Annotated in this window: 14 protein-coding genes; 11 read left to right on the plus strand and 3 right to left on the minus strand. The window is 55.3% G+C overall.

Translation table 11 applies throughout. The annotated features are described in order from the left end of the window. Positions 1-190 precede the first annotated feature (190 nt). The 3 genes from J2I46_RS25205 to J2I46_RS25215 all read left to right on the plus strand — a co-directional run bounded on the left by J2I46_RS25205 (position 191) and on the right by J2I46_RS25215 (position 3506). Positions 191-1333, plus strand: coding sequence for a TlpA disulfide reductase family protein (locus tag J2I46_RS25205; RefSeq protein WP_207331858.1), 1143 nt, complete (start codon positions 191-193; stop codon positions 1331-1333). A gap of 227 nt (positions 1334-1560) precedes the next feature. Continuing rightward, entirely contained in the window at positions 1561-2511 is a 951-nt protein-coding gene (locus J2I46_RS25210; protein ID WP_207331859.1) for a helix-turn-helix domain-containing protein, read from the plus strand. 77 nt (positions 2512-2588) lie between these two features. Next, entirely contained in the window at positions 2589-3506 is a 918-nt protein-coding gene (locus tag J2I46_RS25215; protein WP_207331860.1) for an EamA family transporter, read from the plus strand. A 57-nt stretch (positions 3507-3563) separates the two neighbouring features. Here J2I46_RS25215 and J2I46_RS25220 read toward each other — a convergent pair whose 3' ends face one another. From J2I46_RS25220 to J2I46_RS25230, 3 genes are all read right to left on the minus strand, one after another. Beyond that, complete coding sequence (locus J2I46_RS25220) at positions 3564-4397, minus strand: ion transporter (protein ID WP_207331861.1); 834 nt, start codon at positions 4395-4397, stop codon at positions 3564-3566. Between the two features lie 74 nt (positions 4398-4471). Further along, a complete protein-coding gene (locus J2I46_RS25225; RefSeq protein ID WP_207331862.1) occupies positions 4472-5344 on the minus strand; it encodes a TolB family protein in 873 nt (290 codons plus the stop codon). Positions 5345-5643: 299 nt separating this feature from the next. Continuing rightward, positions 5644-7995 (minus strand): glycoside hydrolase family 3 protein, encoded by a 2352-nt coding sequence (locus tag J2I46_RS25230; protein ID WP_207331863.1) that lies wholly within the window; start codon positions 7993-7995, stop codon positions 5644-5646. 216 nt (positions 7996-8211) lie between these two features. On the opposite strand from J2I46_RS25230, the gene J2I46_RS25235 reads away from it, so the two are divergent. From J2I46_RS25235 to J2I46_RS25270, 8 genes are all read left to right on the plus strand, one after another. After that, positions 8212-9153, plus strand: coding sequence for a helix-turn-helix domain-containing protein (locus J2I46_RS25235; RefSeq protein WP_207331864.1), 942 nt, complete (start codon positions 8212-8214; stop codon positions 9151-9153). A 92-nt stretch (positions 9154-9245) separates the two neighbouring features. Next, positions 9246-12593, plus strand: coding sequence for a glycosyl hydrolase (locus J2I46_RS25240; RefSeq protein WP_207331865.1), 3348 nt, complete (start codon positions 9246-9248; stop codon positions 12591-12593). Positions 12594-12606: 13 nt separating this feature from the next. Next, the gene (locus tag J2I46_RS25245; RefSeq protein WP_207331866.1) at positions 12607-13494 is read left to right on the plus strand and encodes an alpha/beta hydrolase; all 888 of its coding nucleotides are present in this window, start codon (positions 12607-12609) and stop codon (positions 13492-13494) included. A gap of 190 nt (positions 13495-13684) precedes the next feature. Then, positions 13685-14680, plus strand: coding sequence for a VOC family protein (locus J2I46_RS25250; RefSeq protein ID WP_207331867.1), 996 nt, complete (start codon positions 13685-13687; stop codon positions 14678-14680). Between the two features lie 110 nt (positions 14681-14790). Beyond that, positions 14791-15141 (plus strand): four helix bundle protein, encoded by a 351-nt coding sequence (locus J2I46_RS25255; RefSeq protein ID WP_207331868.1) that lies wholly within the window; start codon positions 14791-14793, stop codon positions 15139-15141. 94 nt (positions 15142-15235) lie between these two features. Next, a complete protein-coding gene (locus J2I46_RS25260) occupies positions 15236-16348 on the plus strand; it encodes an alpha/beta hydrolase family protein (RefSeq protein WP_207331869.1) in 1113 nt (370 codons plus the stop codon). Between the two features lie 187 nt (positions 16349-16535). Continuing rightward, a complete protein-coding gene (gene hisD / locus J2I46_RS25265) occupies positions 16536-17825 on the plus strand; it encodes a histidinol dehydrogenase (protein ID WP_207331870.1) in 1290 nt (429 codons plus the stop codon). Between the two features lie 27 nt (positions 17826-17852). Next, positions 17853-19082, plus strand: coding sequence for an MFS transporter (locus tag J2I46_RS25270; protein ID WP_207331871.1), 1230 nt, complete (start codon positions 17853-17855; stop codon positions 19080-19082). The last annotated feature ends 1 nt before the right edge of the window (position 19083 follow it).

Raw genomic sequence — 19083 nt, forward strand, 5'->3', positions numbered from 1 at the left:
CAACGAGGCCCTGTGGTATTGTCTGCCCTGGCGTAGTTCCGTAAGGGCTACGCCAATGTAGTTGGCTATAATCGGAAAAGGAAGTCAGGAAAGGACCTGTGGGGAACTGTGTCGCATAAAAAGTTGGCCGAACTACTAAACCAGTCAGAATCAACCGTTATTATTACGTTGAATCAACCACGAAACGATTGTGAAAAACTTCGGACTCTCGCTGGCCTGCGCTATACTGCCGCTGGCGGGCTTTGCACAAACGGGTGCCTACAAACTGACCGGTAAAGTAGGCCCATACAACACACCCGCCAAAGCCTACCTGCGTACCGTTGAGGCGGGGGCAGTTAAACTGGATTCGGCCGACATCAAGAACGGCACCTTTACGTTTTCCGGCACCGTAGCTGACCCGATCAAAGCGATGCTCCTGATCGACCATCAGGGCGTGGGGATGAAAAAGATGACCGGCGCCAACGGCCTCAGCGTGTACCTGGAACCGGGTACTATTTCGGTGAGTAGCCCCGATTCGGCCCTGCACGCCGTCGTGAGCGGTACGCCGCTGAACGCCGACGAGCAGAAGCTGAAGGCTGCGCTGAAGCCAGCGACCGATCAGATGACCGCGCTCATGAAAGAGTACCAGGCGGCTACGCCCGAGCAGCGTAAAGACAAGGCGTTTAGCGACGGTATCGAAAAGCGGTACGAAGCGCTGGAGGGTGATCAGAAAAAAATACAGGCAGCATTCATCAAGGCCAATCCGAACAGCCAGGTCAGCCTCGACGCCATAAAGTCCTACGGTGGTTATGCGCCGGAATATGCTGAAGTGGGCCCCGTATTCGATGGCCTGTCAGACAAGGTTAAAACCAGCAAAGCAGGGCAGGAGTATGCCAAAGTGCTGGCCTCGATCAAGGCAACGTCTGTAGGTGCTATGGCCCCTGCATTCACGCAGGCCGATACACTGGGTAAAGCCGTAGCGCTAAGCGATTTCAAGGGCAAATACGTGCTGGTCGATTTCTGGGCCAGCTGGTGCGGACCCTGCCGGCAGGAAAACCCGAACGTAGTGAAGAACTTCCACCAGTTTAAAGATAAAAACTTCACCGTACTCGGCGTGTCGCTCGACCGTCCCAATGCGAAAGAAGCCTGGTTGAAAGCCATTCATAAAGACGGCCTGGAGTGGACGCAGGTGTCTGACCTGAAATACTGGGAAAACGACGTGGCCAAACTCTACGGGGTGCGCGCCATTCCGCAGAACTTCCTGATCGGCCCCGACGGCAAGATCCTGGCGAAAAATATCCGGGGCGAAGAACTGGGCAAAAAACTCGGCGAACTGCTCCAGGCTAAACCCTAGCAGTTTTCATCCTTTTTTTGTCATCCCGCAACGGCGAACCGCTCCTGCCGTCGGGATGACAAAAAAAGCGGTCACGCAACTGTATCAGGTTGTGTGACCGCTTTTTTTGTCAGCATGTAAATCGGGATTCACTAACGTGTCGGCCCTTTCTAACCTAATTATTGAAGCCGATTGATAACGGCCATGGTTCTCGCTATAGCTGGGTACGTTGGTCACCGTATCCTGATTTGATCAGAAACAAACGCGTCGACGCCATGTATATCCAGTCGGTCATTGACACGCACGAACAGTCGGTTGGCGAATTCACGGCCCTGAAAGCGCAGGGCGGCGGAAATACCATTATCAACTCGGTCAGTAAGCTGTGTAGCTGGCCCATGCATGCCGACCGGTTCTCTCTGAAGTTTGCGTTCGGCGGGGTCGAATATTATTGGGTGAATAAAAACAAGATTCCTGTCAGAGGGAATCAGTTTTTGGTGGTCAACACGAATCAGCCGCACGCCAGCAGCATTCAATCGAACGACTGGGTCAACTCGTTTACGATCTACGTTGATCCTCTCTTCTTTAACCAGGTTGTTGCCGCGTATACCACGCCCGATGCGGTATTGCTGGATAATCCAACGTATAAAAGTGACCAGTCGATCTGGTTTTTTGAGCAGGTTTATCAGGCGCAGGCGTCGTTCAGTGAGGCGGTAACGGCGTTCAAAACAAGACTGGAAGGCGTATCGCTCACGCAAGCTGAACAGGAAGAATACCTGCATCACCTGCTGGCGTTGTTGCTGAATACGTACCAGTCAAAGCTGACCCGCAATCTTCGCTCGTTGGCCTGCGTAAAAATGGCAACTCGCCTGGAGCTGTACCGGCGTTTACACCTGGCCAGGGAATACATCGATGATCAGGCAGCCACAATAATTCAGCTCGACGATATTGCCCAAACGGCGATGCTGTCGAAAAACCATTTGCTGCGTCATTTTAAAGCGCTTTTCCACTGTTCACCGCATCAGTATCTGGTCAGGCGGCGGTTGGAACGGGCGCGGGATAATTTGCTGGTTACCGAACGACCGGTTCACGAAATAGCGCTGGAACAGGGATTCGACGATCACAGCGCCTTCGGACGACGCTTTAAATCGGCTTTCGCGTTAACCCCATCAGCGTATCGCCAGCAATTCGCGAATAAGTGATTTTGGCATAGCTTCCCCGTAGGCAGGCTCTTTACTTTTGGCTGTCCGTACTCAATAGCGAGTCGGTTCGTCAATCGATGAAAGCAACATCCGCCAATAACCGTGTTCTGATTCTGCTTGCCTTTGCGGCCATCTACCTGATCTGGGGGTCAACGTACCTGGCTATTTCCTGGGCCGTAAAAACGCTGCCGCCTTTTCTGATGATGGGCACCCGGTTCGTTATTGCCGGACTACTCATCTTCGGATTTGGCCTGATGCGTAGTCGGCAGTTCCCTTCCCGTCAGCAATGGGCCTGGGCCGGATTGGCGGGCGTGCTGATGATCCTGGTTGACTACGGAGCGATTAGCTGGGCCGAGCAATACGTGCCGTCGGGCGTCACATCGGTCGTTTTTGCGACAACGCCTATCTGGCTCGTTCTTTTCGACCAGCAGCAACGGACACAACTGCTGCAAAACTGGTCGCTGAGTGGCGGTATTCTGGCGGGCCTTGTCGGCGTGGGCTTGATTTCCTGGGGGAGTTACCAAACAACTATGGAAACGGGCCACCAGTCGACCTATATCCTCGGCATGGGCGCACTATTGATTGCGTCGCTGAGCTGGGCGGTGGGCACTATGCTATACCGGGACCGTAATACAGACGTCAGCGTGCCTATCCGCATGGGTATGCAAATGCTGGTCGGTGGTAGCTTGCTGGTGACAGTGAGTGGCCTGGTGGGCGAATGGCATGGCTTCTCGGTGCAGCAGGTCTCTACCTCGTCCTGGTTGTCGCTGCTTTACCTGATCACGTTTGGTACGCTGGTGGCCCATACCGCTTACCTGTGGTTGTTGCAGGTGCAGCCCCCGGCGCTGGTGGGTACCTATGCGTACGTGAACCCTATTATCGCGCTAATTCTGGGCTGGTGGTTGGGTAACGAACCCTTGACGATCATCATTGGTACTGCTACCCTGATCATTCTGGCGGCCGTGCTGTTGATCAAGCGAGCTGGCAATAAATAATCACTTCCTGGTTACTCGCCAGCTGTTGATTTTCAACGCTTTTGGTATGCTATCAGATCACAAATGACTACCACAATACTTGCAGAAAAGGGCATCGGCGTCGTGTCCGTATTGGCTACAGTTGGGACACGCCTGAGAGGTGACCTGCTTCGACTTCAGGGCAACCTGCGACAGCTCGGCGGTCACAATGCCGGTTGGTACGGCAATGATACCATACCCCATAATCATCACCAGCGACGCCAGAGTTTTACCCAGCGGCGTTTGTGGCGACAGGTCGCCGTAGCCAACGGTAGTGAGCGTGACGATAGCCCAGTAAATACTGGTCGGAATACTGTCGAAACCGTGTTCTTCGCCTTCCACGATGTACATCATGGAGCCGATGATGACCACCAACAGGAGAACCGTCAGGATGAATACGCTGATTTTCCGGCGGCTTGCGTGTAGCGCCCCCATCAGGGTGCTGGCCTCCGACAGGTATTCTGACAGTTTTAGAATCCTGAAAACGCGTAGTAATCGTAGAATTCGGATGGTGAACAGGTATTGCGTACCAGGTAGAAACAGGCTCAGGTACGTTGGCAGGAGCGCCAGTATGTCGACAAAGCCGAAGAAACTGGTGGTGTAGCGAAGCGGTTTTTCAACGCTTACCAACCGTAGCAGGTATTCGATGGTAAACAGGATCGTAAAGAACCATTCTATCCGGGTCAGTACGTCGCCGTAGCCAGTTCTGATGCTCGGCACGCTTTCCAGCATTACGGTGGTAACGCTGAGCAGAATGCTGGCAATCAGCCCAATATCGAAGGCTTTTCCGGCGGCGGTATCGGCTTCGAAAATGACTTCGTGTAAACGAGTGCGCCAGCCAGTTCGTGGTTTTTCAGGCGTAGAGGGAGACATACATAGTAATGATTGCTTGCTACTAGTAACCTGAAATGCCAGACCTAAGGTTTTGCGCAATGCACCTAGCCAATCTATTCATCAACGACCACCGCCAGGTGATTGCCGTGTACGGCAATGCGGGAGAGCTTCTTGCGGGGTAGGTCAGCGGGTAGGGTTATGGCTTTCCACTGCTTTGTTTTTGGCGAAAAGGCCCACAGTTCAGAACCCCGACTTTCGAGCAACGTGCCGCTGGCCAGCCAGGCGTTGTAATGCTCGGACGTTGTCTCACTCGTGGCAATATCACTCACCTGATTCCGGACAGGATCGTATGACCGGACGAGCCACGCGTCGCCCACCTGCTGCACGAAACTGAACGCCCGCTGCCCCGGAACGCGGTGCAGTGAACGGCCGATCTGGCCCGCGATGACCGTGTCGCGGCCTGTTTTCCGGTTCAGGTAATGCATCGTGTTGGGCGTACCCAAGACGAATACCACCGCTTCATCAGCGTTGAGCCACGCCTGATAGCCGATCTTCCCCGTCTTCTTCGATTCCAGCAGTGACTCCGTCTTCTCGGTGTCAGTCAGATCGTAACTGACCAGATCCTGATCGCCGTTGGCTTTGCGCTGCACAATGCACGACAGATGCGTTTGGTCGGGTAGTACCGTCGGCGAAAACTCCGAATCGGGCGTGAGCGTGACGGGTGTTCGCGTCGCTTTGCGCAGGTCATACGACCAGATATCGGTCTGCCCCTCGGGCATCATAGCGGTGTAATACAGCAGCGGCTTTGTCGGGTGAAAAAACGGCTGATTGTCGTATCCCGGTTTGTTCGACACGTTGCGCGGATTCGACAGCGTGACGTTTCCGGCTTTTTCAGACAGGTCGAGCAGATATACCTCCGTCCCGTTTTGGGCATGTGCCGCTGTTATGGTCAACCAGAGCAGCAGGGTGAAGCAGGTTGTTTTCATGTGCGTGATGATGCGATTAGTTAAAGGTAGGAGGAATGTGGTTCCGTGGATAGGCTTCGCGCTTTAGGTTGCTTTTGCGTGCGTTGCTTCGCGCTGCGTACCCTTCGACTACGCGTCCCGGACAGGCTCAGGGTTACACCTCACATCCAAATGTTGATGACGAACTTGAATAGGATTGTCACCCTGAGCCTGTCCGGGACGCGTAGTCGAAGGACACGTAGCGCGAAGCCATACGCACAACCAAAAAAGCCGCGCTGGGGTCGACCGGCGCGGCTTTTCGATAAGCAACGTACCTGCGTTTATTTGCTGGCTAGTTTCGCTTTCTGCGTGTCTTTCTTGTACGTGGCGGTCCGGCTGTCGTGGATGACGCCTTTCCAGTTCAGGCCAAAGGCGAAATCGTAGGTATTGCCCTCCGAGTCGACATAGCATTTCATGTCTCTGGGTACGTCCTCAGCTTGTGCTTCCACCGTTTTCATGTCGGCAGGCATTTGCATCGGTAGCAGGCCCGATGGTTCGACTACCCCCGTCAGAATGTCCATGAGCGCCTGATCCTGCACGCTGAAATGGGCCAGAATCGCGTTCGATTGCTTATCGAATTCGCTGAAAATCGTGGGGTTACTCATCTGAACGGCCACAATCACCGGCTTACCTTTCATCTTGGCGTAGGTCTCGGTTACCATCGTCAGGTCGCTACTATTGATGGTCTTGTTCGTTTTGCCGTCGTAGCTGCGGTTGGTGAACTTCTCCAGCGGATCGCCACCGCCGAGGCTTGGGTTGCGCGTACCCTGGGCTGTGTAGTCGCCGTATTGCAGGCTGATGGGTACGTACCCATTGCCGCCCGCTTTGGCGTCGGCACTGCTGTAACCGCCACCCGAATCCGGGCTGCGGATGAACGCCAGCGCGTAATCCGCTTCGTCTGGGTTGTCGGTCACCGTGAAGTACTTCTTCACAATGGCCAGATTGACCGGGTATTCGAGCTTCTCCGGCGTGTTCATACCGAGGAAATTGCGGCCGGCAGGCGTGAAGCGTTTCGGGATATACACTGTTTTGCCTTTCGTGAGGGGCAGGGCGTTGCCTTTGTTTTTCAGCATCACCACCGACTTCAACTGCGCCTGATAACCCGCATCCATAAACGCCGGCTTACCAACGATACCAGCTGTCGTCTCGGCATTCAGGTACGGATTCTCGAACAGCCCCACGCGGAAAATATTGGTCAGTAACCGCACCGCCGATTGTTCCATCCGGGTGCGCATGGCCTTTTCACCGAGGTCTTTCACACCCATCTGGTAGGCAGCAATCACCGGCGTGGCATCGTTGTTGCCGCCAAACTGATCGGCCCCCGCCATCAGGATTTTGTAGTGACGTTCGGCCACCGATAACTTCTCGACGCCCCACGATTTACCGGTCAGGAACACATCGACGGCCGTTTCGTCGGCAGTGATGTTCCAGTCGGTGCAGACCACGCCGTTGTAGCCGTATTTAGTGCGCAGCAGGTCGGTAATGATGTATTTGTTGTAGCTGTTGCCCACGTTTTCGCCGTTCTTTTTATCCTGACCCAGCGAGATCGTGTAATACGGCATCACGGCCGAGGCCATGCTCGTTTTGCCTGCCAGTTTGAACGCGCCTTCGGTAAACGGCAGGAAATGCGTGGCGAAATTGTTGCCTGGATAGACCGCGTATTTGCCATAGCCATAGTGGGCATCGCGACCGGCCTCGCCCGAGCCGCCACCCGGCCAGTGTTTCACCATCGCGTTGACGCTCGTATAGCCCCAGCCGTCCTTGATCTCGTTGCTACCCGTAGAGGTCTGGAACCCGTCGATGTATGCGCGGGCGAGGTCGGTGGTCAGTTTTGGGTCTTCGCCAAAGGTGCCGCTGAACCGGTACCAGCGTGGGTCGGTAGCCAGGTCGATCTGGGGCGACAGGGCCGTGGCGATGCCCAGGGCGCGGTATTCCGTAGCGGCAATATGCCCGAACTGCTTCACCACATCGGGGTTGAAGGTCGCAGCTAATCCCAGCGAGCCGGGCCACATGGAAATGGTGCCACCTGCTCCGGCGTTGTATTCGGCATCCGCGCGGGTACCGTGGCGTGGATCCGAGCTGTTGTTGGCCGGAATTCCCAGGCCGAGCCCTTCTACCAGCGCCTGCGCGTTGTTGTTCCAGCCCGCCGCCACCGCCGGACTTTGCACCGACGTCACCAGCACGTGCCGCACGTTGTCTTTGGTTAGAAATTCCTTTTGCTGATCAGACAGGTCGGTTGGTTTGGCACCGCTTTCGGCAAATACCTTCCCGCCATACGTACCGGCAAACGGCCCTGCCGGTGCCGACGGAATGGGCTGGTGTTTGCTGTACAACATCAGACCGGCAATCTGCTCGACGCTCATCTGCGACGCGAGGTCTTTGGCTCGAACAGCAACCGGCAAGCGCCAGTCTTCGTAGGCATCAAGTTTGCCGTTCTTGTTCAGGTCTTTAAACGCCAGCCCCTTGTCAATGATCAGCTTCACGCCGGAGGTGGTGGCGTAGCCCAGTGTCTGGCCACCTTTGTTGGTGACGGTCACGATAGTGCCGTTTTTCGATTCGGACCAGTTCTGTGCCTGACTCAACGGAGCCGCCAGCGTGCTGATGAGAAAAGCCGGTATAAATAGCTTGCGCATAGAGAAGAAGAGAGTGATGTTATTAGTCGGGTATGTATAGCAACAGGATCAGATAGAGCCAATGGATTACTACGGATAGGTATAAAAGTACACCATCGCCTTGTTAACCCGTTTGAATGGATTGATTATGATTTTTGATGGCCTGCTTTTGATTGGTGATTAGTCGAGAATTAAGAAAGATTTTATACTATTTTACCCACAAATAGTGCTGAAGTCATGAAAGTTGATTCCGTCCCCACCTTAACGCCCAACACGCTAGGCGACCATATATTTAAAACAACGGGCTGGCAGTCGATCCAGAATATAGCTGTCAACAATTTCCATATCAATCGGCTTGAGGATGTTCGCGAGGCGCTGAAATTCCCAACTGCCCCGCACCGGAAAACGGTTATCGATTTCATCCTGGTCACCCACGGCAGCATGATTCGTCGGCTGGGCCTGGATCGGTACGAAGTACCAGCCAACACGTTCGTCTTTCTGGCCGCCCATCAGATCAGCCTCGACGAATGGATGAGCGACGATATCCGGGGCTATTACTGCCATTTCGACATCAGCCTGCTTACCAAGTACTGGCAAAAGCAGGACCTTGAACAGGATTTTCCGTTTCTCAAATTTCTGGGTAATCCACTCGTGACGGTTGATAATGAAGTGTTTGCTAATGTATTACCCCTGGTAAAGCGTCTTGAAGTTGAGTTTCGGAAAAGCCGCGCCGAATCGACAGACCTCTTCCGGCTGTATCTGTTGACCCTGTTCACCGAGCTTAAAGCCAGTCTGCAATTAGCGTCTGACGGAAAAACGAGCTTACCCGAAAACATACCTCCGGGCCGGCTGGACAATGCCGCCCTTCGTATTACTCAATTGTATAAGAAGGCCCTTACCCAGCAGATTCACGAGAAGCAGAGCGTTGCCGAATACGCCGAGTTACTGCATATATCGCCCAATCATCTGAATAAATGCGTCAAAAAAGCAACGGGCAAATCGGCCCGGAATCTGCTGGACGATATCCTGCTACTTGAAGTAAAAGTGTTGCTGGCCCGCACTGATTTAAGCATCAGTGAGATTGCGTACCGGTTTGGTATCGAGGTTCCGGGGAATTTTGCTCGCTTCTTTCGGGCTAAAACGGGCAAAACACCCACCGAGTATCGACTGATGGATTGATACTGATTGGCGGTAGCCTGATTCTGATAAAAAATTGCACTTACGGGGCAAGTATTTTTGCTTGATCTAAGCCTGCTTCTGCTCCGTAGTTCATGAACGTTCACGTACGTATCTCACTCATCTGCTTGGCGCTGATTGCCATCGGTGTAGCCAATGGGCAGGCGCAATCATCGCTACAGCAGGAGTTTCAAAGCCCACCCAACACTGCCCGTCCCCGTGTTTGGTGGCACTGGATGAACGGCAACATCACGAAGGAAGGCATTCAGAAAGACCTTGAGTGGATGAAGCGTGTGGGCATCGGTGGCTTTCAGAATTTCGACGCCAGCCTGTTTACGCCGGTGATGGTGCCGAAGAAGCTGGTGTTCATGACGCCCGAGTGGAAAGACGCGTTCAAGTTCACAACGGATCTGGCCAGTAAACTGAGCCTCGAAATGGCCATTGCCGGTTCGCCGGGCTGGAGCGTGACGGGCGGCCCCTGGGTGCAGTCGGGCGATGGTATGAAAAAATACGTCTGGTCAGAAACGCAGGTGACGGGCGGAAAAGCTTTCGCAGGTACGTTGCCCCCACCGCCAACCACCACAGGTACGTTCCAGAATGTGGCAATGGGAGCCAGCATGATGAGTAGCGAAACGGGAAAGGCATTGCCCACCTACTATGCTGATGCGGCCGTTGTGGCTTACCGGCTCCCCACCACTGAGCAGTCACTGACGGCCCTGAACCCGAAAATCACGTCGAGCGGGGGTACGTTCACGCTGGCTGGTCTGACCGATGGCGATCTGGCGACGACCCAGTTTCTGCCGCCCGTTGAGGTGGGTAAGGATATGTGGATTCAGTATGAGTTCGACCAACCGCAAACTGTAAAAGCGTTCAGCATCGTGGGAGCCAGCCATACACCCCTCGAAGAATTTAACGGTGCTCCCGAAAACCGAGCCTTACAGGTCAGCGACGATGGCGTGACCTTCCGCACGGTGGTTCCCATCCGGGGCAGCACCGTTCCGCAAAGCACCATGCGGCTGATTCCCACCACCGCCCGATTCTTCCGCGTCACGTTTACCACGCTGCCGCCCGCTTTTAACCCATTCATAGAGATGGCCGGTGTGAAAGCCGAAGCGCCTAAACCCGAAGGTGTGAACGTGGCCGAACTGGTGCTGTACAACACTGACCGGGTCGACCTGTTTGAGCAGAAAGCGGGCTTCAGCCCCTGGAAAGAAAGCACGCACTCGCTGATCAACGAGGTACCCGCCGACGCTATCCCGACCAGTGATGTGGTGGATTTGACCGGCAAAATGACGGATGATGGCAAACTGAACTGGGATGCTCCGGCCGGAAATTGGGTCATCATGCGACTGGGCTACACGCTTACGGGTCGGCAAAATCACCCCGCTTCGCCCGAGGCAACCGGGCTTGAAGTCGACAAGCTCGATAAAGCAGCCGTATCGCGCTATATCGAAACGTACCTGGATATGTACAAAGATGCCACCGGCGGTCAGATGGGCGCGCAGGGGTTGCAGTACATGGTGCTCGACAGCTACGAAGCGGGTCATATGACCTGGACAAAAGACCTGCCAGGTGAGTTTTCGCGTCGGCGGGGGTATGACCTGCGTCCGTGGCTTCCGGTGCTGGCCGGGCGGGTGATTCAAAGCGCCGAAGCCAGCGAGAAGTTCCTCTGGGATTACCGCAAAACCATTGGCGAACTGATCGTCGAGAATCATTACGAAGCTATCGGCGAAGCGCTACACAAGCGGGGTATGAAACGCTATACCGAATCGCACGAAAACGGACGGATCTACCTGGCCGATGGCATGGACGTCAAACGCCGGGCCGACATTCCGATGGCCGCCATGTGGACGCCGGGTAGCCTGGCGGGTGGTGCCGATGAAGAGAACCGCAGCAAGGCCGACATCCGCGAAGCCGCTTCCGTAGCCCACATTTACGGGCAGAACCTGGTCGCGGCTGAGTCGATGACCTCCATCGGCAATGCGTTCAGCTGGCACCCCGAAAAGCTGAAGCGAACCGCCGATATGGAGCTGGCATCGGGTTTGAACCGCTTCGTGATTCATACGTCGGTACACCAGCCGCTGGACAATAAAAAGCCCGGTTTCTCGCTGGGGCCATTCGGGCAGTATTTCACCCGGCAGGAGACCTGGGCCGAACCTGCTAAAGCCTGGGTCGATTACCTGAGTCGCAGTTCGTACCTGTTGCAGCAGGGCAACCCCGTGGTCGATATCCTGTATTACTACGGCGAGAACAACAACATCACTCAAATCTGTGCCGAGAAGCTACCGACCCTACCAACCGGCTACGAATTCGACTTCGCCAATGCCACGGTACTCCGCGAAGCCATTCAGGCTAAAAACGGACGACTGGTTACGCCCAGCGGCATGACCTACCGCCTGCTCGTACTCGATTCGTCGGCCCGGAACATGACGATGCCGGTACTGAAAAAGATTGGCGAACTGGCCAGCGCGGGTATTCACGTCGTAGGGCCGAAACCCCTGCGGTCACCCAGCCTGAGCGATGATGCCACCACCTTCGCTACCCTGGCCAACCAGATCTGGAGCCAGCCAACGGTATCGACGAAACCTGTGGCCGAGGTACTGAAAGCGATGGACGTACCTGAAGATGTACTCGTGAAGAATAGCAGTGCGCCTGTGCTTTACGTTCACCGCAAATCTGATAGCGAAACGTCGCCCCGGCCCAATCCCCAATCCGAACTGGATATTTACTGGCTCAACAGCCGGAGTGAAAACTCGAACGCGGCCGACGTAAGCTTCCGGGTAACGGGGAAAGTGCCGGAGCGCTGGAACCCTGAGACGGGGAAAACGGAAAAGGTATCGTACCGGATCGAAAACGGGCGGACAATCATCCCGCTCACCTTCGCCCCCTGGGATGCCTGCTTCATTGTGTTCCGGGAAAAAGCGACAATTACAGCCTATACCAGTCCCAAAGCCGTTGAAAAGCCAATCCTGACCGTTTCGAGTCCCTGGAACGTGGCTTTTCAGGCTGGGCGTGGTGCATCCAATACGGTTACCCTGAGCCGACTGGATTCCTGGACGAACAACGCCGACAAAAGCATTACCTATTTCTCCGGTACGGCGGCTTACACCCAAACCGTGAACGTACCTGCGGTGAATCAAGGGCAGACCTATGTGCTCGACCTGGGCGATGTGAAGAACATGGCGGAGGTGAGCGTGAATGGTAAAAACGTAGGCATCGTCTGGAAGAAACCCTTCCGCATTGACGTAACCAACGCGCTAAAAGCCGGGGCCAACAAGCTGGAAGTAAACGTGACCAACCTCTGGGTGAACCGGCTCATCGGCGATGCGCAGGCAGGGGCGCTCCCAACAACATTCACTACCATGCCCTTCTACAAAGCCGATTCACCACTACTTCCCTCAGGGCTGCTGGGCCCCGTGCAACTCTTATCCATAACCCGATAACCAGCTTACAATCATGAGACTACGTGTCGACTATATACTGCTGTTTCTGCTCGTCGGGCAATTAGTGCAGGCGCAACAGGTTATTCGTCTCTATGAAGGAAAGGCCCCCGGCTCGGAAAGCTGGACCTGGAGCGAGGCTGAGAATACGACCAATATGTTCAAGAAACGGGTCGTCTATAACGTATCGAGCCCTACCATCACGGCCTATCTGCCCAGTCCCGACCGCGCCAACGGTACTGCCGTGATCGTTGCACCCGGCGGTGCCTTTCATACGCTGTCGATCGATTCGGAAGGTATCGAGGTGGCGAAATGGCTCAATGAAAAAGGGGTGGCGGCCTTTGTGCTGAAGTACCGCGTCGTGCATAGCCTGACGAATGATCCTGTGGCCGAGCTGATGCCGAAAATGGCGGATTTCAAGGAGCTTGACGAAGAGAATGCGCCCGTTATCCCGCTGGCCATTGCCGACGGAAAACGCGCCATCGAATACGTCAGGCAGCACGCCAAAGAGTTCGGGATTACGCCTAACCGCATCGGGCTGATGGGCTTTTCGGCGGGCGGCACCGTCACGATGGGCGTTGGCTTCGATTACACCGCCGCCAACCGCCCCGACTTTCTGGCCCCCATCTATCCGTACCTCGGCGAGATGGCCATTGCGAAACAGGTGGTCCCCGCCGATGCGCCGCCCCTGTTCGTCTGTGCTGCCTCCGACGATCAGCTGGGCCTCGCTCCGCATAGCACCAAACTGTATACCGACTGGCTGACCGCTAAAAAATCAGCCGAACTGCACATCTACCTGAAAGGCGGGCACGGCTTCGGCATGCGCAAACAAAACCTCCCCACCGACACCTGGATCGACCGCTTCGGCGACTGGCTCAGTTTTACTGGATTTCTAAAGAAATGAGTGTGGATTTATCGCTTCGCGTGCGGCCGAAACGTCGGACCGCCTTCGACAGGCTCAGGGTGACAACTCACTCAAGGTCGTCATGCACCTGCTTGAGTGAGTTGTCACCCTGAGCCTGTCGAAGGGACGTGCGTCAGCAACAAATCCCAAATCCGATATCCCCAATCCGACATCCTATATCCCAAATCCAATGGCTAAGAATCCGCATTACCTATCGCAACTTGCTCATATTGAGATTTATTCGCCCGACGTAGAAAAGTCCGTTCACTTCCTGCGCGACGTGGTCGGGCTCGACGAAACCGGCCGCGACGAAACCTCGGTCTACTTCCGGGCCTGGGGCGATTATTTCCATCATACCCTGAAAGTAACGCACCGCGAAACCAACGGCCTGGGCCACCTCGGCTGGCGGGCCGACAGTCCCGAAGCGCTGGAGGAATGCGTGGTCTACCTGGAATCGATCGGGGCTGGCCTGGGTTGGGTCGACGGGGATCTGGGGCATGGCCGGGCCTACCGGTTTCAGTCGCCCGACGGACACGTGCATGAGGTGTTCTGGGATGTGGTCTGGCTGCGCGAAACCGGCGAGCGGGGTAGCATCTACGCCGACCGCTACGCCAGCAACCGCCGGATTGGTGTTAACCCCCGCCGGTTCGACCACATCACGTATATGGTCGCCAAATTCCAGTACCAGAAAGAAAAGGAATTCTGGAAGGGCATGGGCCTTAAAAACCCCGACGAAGTACGGATGAGCGACGAGATTCCGCCCATCGGTGGCCTGTGGACAATCGGCAACCTCTCGCACGACATAGCGGTATTCACCGACCCCAACATCGAAGGGCCAGGCACGGGTACGTTCAACCACATCGCCTGGAATTTCGACAGCCGCGAAGAGGTGCTGATCGCCCTGGATTACTTCCTCGAAAAAGGCTACAAAAGCGTGATGGGCGCGCCCACCCGCCACAAAGCCGACGAAGGGTTTTTTATCTACATCATCGAACCCGGCAGCGGCATTCTGTTTGAGTTTTACGCCTGCGCCCGCCTCATTTTCGCCCCCGATCACGGTCCCGACATTCACTACCTCAAAGACAACCCGAACGACGCCTGGGGCTCGGCCAACCCCTTCGCCGAAATGGGCAAAGGCAAGAAACTCGGCCTGACGGATGGCGTGGTGAAACCAATGGATGTATGATTTGGGATTTCGGATGTGGGATTTCGGATTTGTTGCTGACGCGTCAGCTTACGCCAGAATAAATCCCTAATCCCATACCCTCAATCCGAAATTCCACCTCCAATATCATTATGAATCAGAAAGTCTTGCAGGATAGGCTTAAGGTGTTTGCCATTGACATAGTCCGATTTGCAGAAGGTTTGCCTGAGTCGCTAGGGTTTAAAACGGTACGGAATCAGATCGTTCGGAGTGGGCCTTCCAGTGCTGCTAATTACCGGGCTGCCTGCCGGGGAAAGTCGACGGCTGACTTTAAGCACAAGTTGGAAATAGTCGAAGAAGAGCTGGATGAAACCTTGTTTTGGCTGGAATTCACGGTCGGCCTCGACGAAACAAAACGCACCCTGATCGGCCCATTATGGAAAGAAGGAAATGAGTTATTGTCAATCATAGTCGCATCGATCAAATCAGTAAAACAAAAATGATATGGGATTAGGGATTGGTGCAATCGCACTCCGGCGTAAGCCGAACGCGGCCCGGCAATAAATCCCCAATCCGAAATCCCCAATCCCAAATCCCATGTGGCATTATTTTCCGGGGCAGTACATGCCCTCGTATCAGATAAACAGAGCGTTAACCCAGGCGCACTACGGCGGCGGGGAGTTTGCCGAAATCCTGGAAGTGGCGAGCCAGATCGACCCGCTCGACCGCGAAAGTTTCAATAAAGCGTGGGCCAATATGGGCGATACCGTCTATGAGCTGGCTGAAAACTACGCGAAAGCTAACAAACGGGTGTCGGCCCGGCGGACGTACCTACGCGCGTTCAACTACCTGCGTACAGCCGAGTTTTTCATGACCCTGCACGACGACCGGAAGCTACCCTATTACCTCAAGTGCCGGGACGCCTTCCTGAAAGCCATCGACTTGTTCGACGAGCGGCCCGTAACCGTCGATATTCCGTTCGAGGGGTCGTTTCTGCCGGCCTACCTGTTCAAACCGGCGGGTGTGAAAAATCCACCTGTGGTGGTCATGTTTGGTGGCCTGGACAGCCTGGCCGAGGAGCTCTACTTCGGCATTGCCCAGCACCTTAACGAACGGGGCATTGCCATGATGGCCGTTGACGGGCCGGGGCAGGGGGCTGCCCTTCGGCTAAACCACCTGCATACCCGCTACGACTATAACGTGCCGGGTACAGCGGTACTGGATTACATCATCGAAAACCTGGGCGAGCATGTCGATACGTCGCGGGTGGGCATCGGTGCCGTATCGATGGGGGGCTATATGGCCGCGCGCTGTGCTGCCTTTGAACCTCGCTTCAAAGTGTGTATGATTTTCGGCGCCGTTTGGTCGTATTACGACATCTGGAAAAATCGTCCTGATACGCACCCACTGGCCGAAATTGTTCAGCACATCGTTGGCGCCGATAACATGACCGATGCCCGTGAGCGGCTTAAGGACTTTACGCTCGAAGGGGTAGCCGAGAAAATAACCTGCCCGACCTACATCCTACATGGAGAAGACGACCGCCAGAATTTTGTAGAGAACGCCTACAAAGTGAACGCCGCCCTCACCTGCGAACACGTCATGGAAATTGTGCCGAAAGAATCCAGCGGTTCGGCGCACTGCTCCGTCGACGATTTCACCAAGACCTTCAATATGTATGACTGGGTAGGGGAGAAGTTAGCTGATTAATTGGTTGGGGGCTGGTTAATTGGTTAACTGGTTAATTGGATAAATAGTTAACTAGTTGATTATTAAGGTAGTTAATCTATTTTTTTACATAAATCAACCAACCCACCAGTCAACCAATTAACCAATTAACCAGCTAACCACTCAACCAATTAACCACTCAACCAGACACCAGCCCACCAATCAACCAATGATAAGACAGATCAAAAAAGGCATTACCTACGCTGAGTCGGGCGAGGCCGATGCGCAGGTACGTGCCACCGTTGAGCAGATGCTGGCCGACGTGAAGCATGGGGGCGATGCCGCCGTTCGGGCCTTGTCGCGACGGCTGGACGACTGGTCGCCAGAGAGCTTTCGGCTGTCGCCGGAGCAGATCGAGGCCATTGTTGCTATGCTACCGCAGCAGGTGATCGACGACATCCGGTTTGCGCAGACCCAGATCCGGAATTTTGCGCAGATTCAGCGGGCTTCCATTCAGGATGTAGAGGTTGAGACCCTGCCGGGCGTATTCCTGGGTCATAAAAACATCCCCGTCAACAGCGTAGGCTGCTACGTACCTGGCGGGCGTTACCCCATGGTGGCGTCGGCACACATGAGCGTGCTGACGGCCAAGGTGGCTGGCGTAAAGCGGGTCATTGCCTGTACGCCGCCCATCAAAGGCGAGATTCCGGCCGCTACCGTAGCCGCCATGCAGATGGCTGGTGCCGACGAAATTTACCTGCTCGGGGGCGTTCAGGCGGTGGCGATGATGGCCCTCGGCACTGAAACCGTGCAGGGCGTTGACATGCTGGTTGGGCCGGGCAATGCCTACGTAGCCGAAGCCAAACGGCAGCTGTACGGTAAAGTAGGCATCGACCTGTTTGCCGGCCCCACCGAAACCCTAATTATTGCCGACGATACCAGCGACGTAGAAGTGTGCGCCACCGACTTGCTGGGGCAAGCCGAACACGGCCCGACCTCGCCCGCTGTGCTGCTCACCAACAGCCCGGCCATTGCCCACGGTATTCAGGCTGAAATTGAGCGCCAACTCGAAACACTGCCGACCGCCGATGTGGCTGGTGTAGCCTGGCGCGACTATGGACAGGTGATTCTGGTCGATACGGTCGATGAACTGATTTCGGAGGCCGACCGCATCGCGTCTGAACACGTGCAGGTGATGACCGAAAACCCGCGCCTGTTCCTCGAGCGCATGACCAACTACGGCGGCCTGTTCCTCGGCGAAAGAACCAACGTAGCCTATGGCGACAAAGTAATCGGTACCAACCACACCCTGCCGACCAGAGAAGCGGCCCGGTACACCGGTGGGCTATGGGTCGGCAAGTTCCTGAAGACCTGCACCTATCAGGAGATCAGAACGGCCGAGGCCAGCGCGATGATTGGTGAATACTGCTCGCGGCTGTGCGCCATCGAAAACTTTGCGGGCCACCAGGCCCAAGCCGATCTGCGGGTGGAGCGCTACGGCCACCAGCCAACCAATTAACCAGTCAACTACCTACCCACCTGAATCGTGAAAAGAAGACTCTTTACCTACGAAAATGGCATCGTGCTGCTTATGGCGCTTACGTTCGGTTGCCTGTTTTTCGACCGCCTGGCGCTCAACTTTCTGATGCCCTATGTGGCTAAAGACATCCAGCTGAACAACACGCAAATTGGCCTGTTGGCCGGGGCGCTATCGTTGGCATGGGCATTTTCGAGCTTTTTCTCGACAGCCTGGGCCGAGGTGAATAACCGGAAGAAGCTCGTTTTTATCGTGGCTGTTTTCACGTTCTCGGTCTGTTCGTTCGGGTCGGGTCTGGCCGTTTCGTTCGTTACCCTGCTGCTGGCCCGGCTGGTGATGGGCTTTGCCGAAGGGCCGGTCATTCCGCTGGCGCAGAATTTTGTGGAGCGCGAGTCATCACCGAATCGGCTGGGGCTGAACGCCGGTATTCTACAGGCCTTCGGGTCGGCGCTGTTCGGGTCTATCCTGGCCCCCGTGGTGCTGGTGCAGATTGCCGAACATATGGGCTGGCGAAATGCCTTTTTCGTAGCGGGGGCTCCCGGCCTGGTGCTGGGTTTGCTGGCGTGGTGGCTAGTCAGAAAATCGACCGCCGAAAGTGTGATTAGTTCCGACAAATCGGCCATCAGCCTGAAGGAACTATGGCAGTATAATAACATCCGATGGGGTGTTCCGGCGGCCTGCTGCGTGTTTGGGTGGTGGTTCGCCACGCTGCCATTTATGGCCAATTACCTGGTCAATACCCAGGGCATGTCGGCCGACGATATGGGGAAGACCATGGGGCTACTAGGCGTTTCGGGTCTGGTTTCGTCTATAATCGTGCCCGGCCTGTCTGATCGGATCGGCCGTAAAAAAGTGCTGGTTGGGTTCATGCTGATCGGCGTTTTCTACCCGTTCGCGGTCCACTTTCTGGCTGGAATGGCCCTTCAGTTGCCAGCCATGTTTCTTACCTATTTCACGATGGGCATCATCCCGATCATGGCGGCCGTAGTACCTTCTGAATCGGTACCCAATCACCTGAAAGCAAAGGCGATCGGGCTCATTACGGCCATTGCTGAAATCGTTGGCGGTGTGCTTGTGCCCGCCCTCTCAGGCATCCTGTCCGATACCGTTACGCCGTCTGCCTTTCTCTGGGTGTCGTCGGTCATGGCGGTCTTGGGACTGCTGTTCGTGATGAAGTTGCAGGAAACCGCCCCGGTTACCACGACAATCGATAGCCAGGAACAATCGATGTTCGTTTAAG

Source organism: Fibrella forsythiae (genome assembly GCF_017353175.1).
GTDB classification, from domain to species: Bacteria; Bacteroidota; Bacteroidia; order Cytophagales; family Spirosomataceae; genus Fibrella; species Fibrella forsythiae.